This is a genomic window from Arthrobacter sp. GCM10027362 (assembly GCF_042679445.1).
Classification (GTDB): domain Bacteria; phylum Actinomycetota; class Actinomycetes; order Actinomycetales; family Micrococcaceae; genus Crystallibacter.
In genome coordinates, this window is sequence record NZ_JBHTML010000299.1 from 1 (window position 1) to 3039 (window position 3039).

Genomic DNA, 3039 nt, shown 5'->3' on the forward strand with positions numbered 1-3039 from the left:
GTACACGGCGGGACCGGGCCCGCGCCGCAGCCCTGACGCGGCCGGCCTGGAACCGGGGGCGGAGGACCGCCGGGGGGCGGGTGCTCCGCGCCCCGTGCTGCCTCCGTTTCCTGCCATGCCTTAAGGCTAAGGATGCCGGGGCGCCGGGCGCGGCGCACCACGCCGGGCAGTACAGTATTGGTGATCACGTGTGAGGAGCTACATGCCGATTTCTGCGCCAGATACAGCTGCGCGGGTCCCCGCGTCGCCCGCCGCGCCCGGGGCCGGACTGCTCCACGGCCGGATCGCCCGCTGGTTCGAAGCCAATGCCCGTCCGCTGCCCTGGCGGGAGCCGGACTGCGGCCCCTGGGGCATCATGGTCAGCGAATTCATGCTGCAGCAGACTCCGGTGGCCCGGGTACTGCCCGTATGGGAGCAGTGGCTGCGGCGCTGGCCGGCCCCCGCCGCGCTGGCCGCCGAACCAAGCGGCGAGGCGGTGCGGGCCTGGGGCCGTCTGGGCTACCCGCGGCGCGCGCTGCGGCTGCACGCGGCCGCCGTCGCCATCGTGGAAAAACACGGCGGAGCGGTGCCGGGCACCTATGCGGACCTGCTTGAGCTGCCGGGCGTGGGCACCTATACGGCGGCGGCCATTGCCTCCTTCGCCTTCGATGCTCCGGAAACCGTGGTGGATACCAACATCCGCCGGGTACACGCGCGGCTGGTCTCAGGCGAAGCGCTGCCGGCGCCGTCGCTCACGGCCGGGGAAATGAAGCTCGCGCGGGCCCTGATGCCTGGCCGCACCGCCGCCAGGGCCTGGAACGCCGGCGTGATGGAGCTCGGGGCCCTGGTCTGCACCGCACGGACGCCCCGGTGCGACCAGTGCCCGGTGCTGGATCAGTGCGCCTGGGTCGCCGCCGGGCGGCCGGAGCCACGTTATGTTCCCAAAGGCCAGGCCTGGGCGGGGACCGACCGGCAGGTGCGCGGTGCCATGCTGGCCGTGCTGCGCAAGGCGACGGCGCCGGTGCTGCCCGGCCTGCTGCTCGGTTCGGTGGACCTGGCGGTTGCCGCGGACTCCGGGGACGGTTTCCAGGCCGAGCTGCGGCGGCTGCACGGGCTGAACGCCGGCGACGAGCAGCTGGCGCGCTGCCTGGACGGGCTGCTGGAAGATGGCCTGGCGCAGGCCTCCGCCGCCGGCGTGGCACTGCCGGCCTGACCGCTCCCCGCCCGAAAACGGGCCGGCAGGTGCTCAGGCGGGCATCCGCCGGCCCGGTCATGCCTAGAGCCCGAGTTCGGCCGGCAGCTCCGTTTCCCGGCCGAGCACGTGCCGGGCCAGGAAGCTTTCGACGACGGAGTACCAGACGCGTGCGTGCTGGGGGGCGAGCACCCAGTGGTTCTCGTCCGGGAAATACAGGAAGCGGTGCACCGTTTCGCCCCGCTCGTCCGCGGGCAGCCCGGAGCGCGAGAGCAGCTCGTACCACAGCCGCAGCCCCTCCCCGATCGGCACCCGGTAGTCCTTGTCGCCGTGGATGACCAGCATCGGCGTGCGGATGTCCTGCACGTGCCGGTGCGGGGAATTGGCCAGCGCCATTTCCGGGGTCATTTCCTTCTCCCAGTAGGTGGAGACGTCGGTGGTGGCGCCGAACTGGTCCAGCGCCCACAGGCTGGCGTGGGTGACGATGGCCCGGAAGCGGTCCGTGTGTCCGGCGATCCAATTGGCCATGTAGCCGCCGAAGGACCCGCCCATGGCAGCGGTGCGCGCCGCGTCGATGTCCGGGCGCTGCCCGGCCGCGTCCGTGATGGCCATCAGGTCGGTGAACGGCTCCTGCCCCCACCGGCCCCAGCCGCGGCGGATGAAGTCCCGGCCGTAGCCGGTGGACAGGGCCGGATCCGGCAGCAGCACGGCATAGCCGCGGGCCACCATGATCCAGGGGCACCAGCGCCAGCTCCACGCGTTCCAGGAGCCGAGCGGGCCGCCGTGCACCCACAGCAGCAGCGGCGCCGGGCGTTCGGCCGAGGCATCCTGGGGCAGGGCCAGCCAGGCGCGCACCCGGGTGCCGTCCCCGGCAGCCGCCTCCACCTCCTCCAGGCGCCCGGGCAGCCGGGGCCGGGCCGCCGGGGACGGCAGCGGCACCGTCTCGCCGGTGGACAGGTCGATGCGCACCGGTTCGGGCGGGAACAGGTAGCTGCTGCGCAGCGCGTACGCATACCTGCCGTCGGGGGAGACGACGACGTCGGCATAGGCGGCATCGTCCCCGGTCACCCGGCGCACGGCACCGGAACCGACGTCGACCAGAAACACCGGGGACCGGCCCTCTTCGTCGGCGGTCACCACCACCGCCGAACCGTCCGGCAGCCAGGCGGCCGGACGGGGCCAGCGGTCCCAGTCCGGGGCCAGCGGCACGAAGTCCCCGCCGGCCAGCGGCACCAGCCCCAGTGTCACGTCCGGAATCCGGTGCGGTCCGGAGATGAGCTCGCGCACGACGACGGCGCTGGTCCCGTCCGGGCTGACCGGGCCCGGCTGGTATTCGGCATCCTCGCTGTCCAGCAGGATCCGCCGCCCGCCGGTGGCGGTGTCCACAGCGGCCAGCACGCTGCGGAAGTCGCCGCGTGCCAGCGGCTTGCGGAACCCGGTCAGCAGCGTGGTGCCGTCCGGGCTCAGCGCCGCGCCGGTCTCGAGCAGGGCCGCGCCGGCGTCCGGGGTGATGTTGCGCAGCTTCAGCGGGGGCTCGGCGTCGGTGGTGGCGGGCAGGCCGGGATCGGCGTTCACCGCCCCGCCGTCTTCCCCGGTCGCCGCGCCGGTATCCGCCGCGGCGTCGTCCGGCCCGGCCGGTTCGAGCACGAAGTACCGGATCTGCCCCGGGCCCAGGTCCTGGTCCCAGAACCGCACCGGATAGCCCGAATGCAGGATGGCGGAGACCTTGCGTTCCTGGCGCGCCTTGCGCCGTGCGGCGTCGGCGGCTTCGTCGGCGGAGCCGGCGAGCACCGGGGCGGCCACGATCACCGTGTCCGCATCCCGGGCGGCCCGAACGGAGCCCACGCCGCCGGGCCGGGAGAGCACCA

Annotated in this window: 2 protein-coding genes; one reads left to right on the forward strand and one right to left on the reverse strand. The window is 74.0% G+C overall.

Annotated elements, in window-relative coordinates; translation table 11 throughout:
* Positions 1-202 precede the first annotated feature (202 nt).
* On the forward strand, positions 203-1192 hold the full coding sequence (locus tag ACFQ36_RS21850) for an A/G-specific adenine glycosylase (RefSeq protein WP_377017519.1): 990 nt from the start codon (positions 203-205) through the stop codon (positions 1190-1192).
* Between the two features lie 63 nt (positions 1193-1255).
* Here the strand turns inward: ACFQ36_RS21850 and ACFQ36_RS21855 are convergent.
* A partial coding sequence (locus ACFQ36_RS21855) for a S9 family peptidase (RefSeq protein WP_377017521.1) occupies positions 1256-3039 on the reverse strand: 1784 nt, incomplete at its 5' end.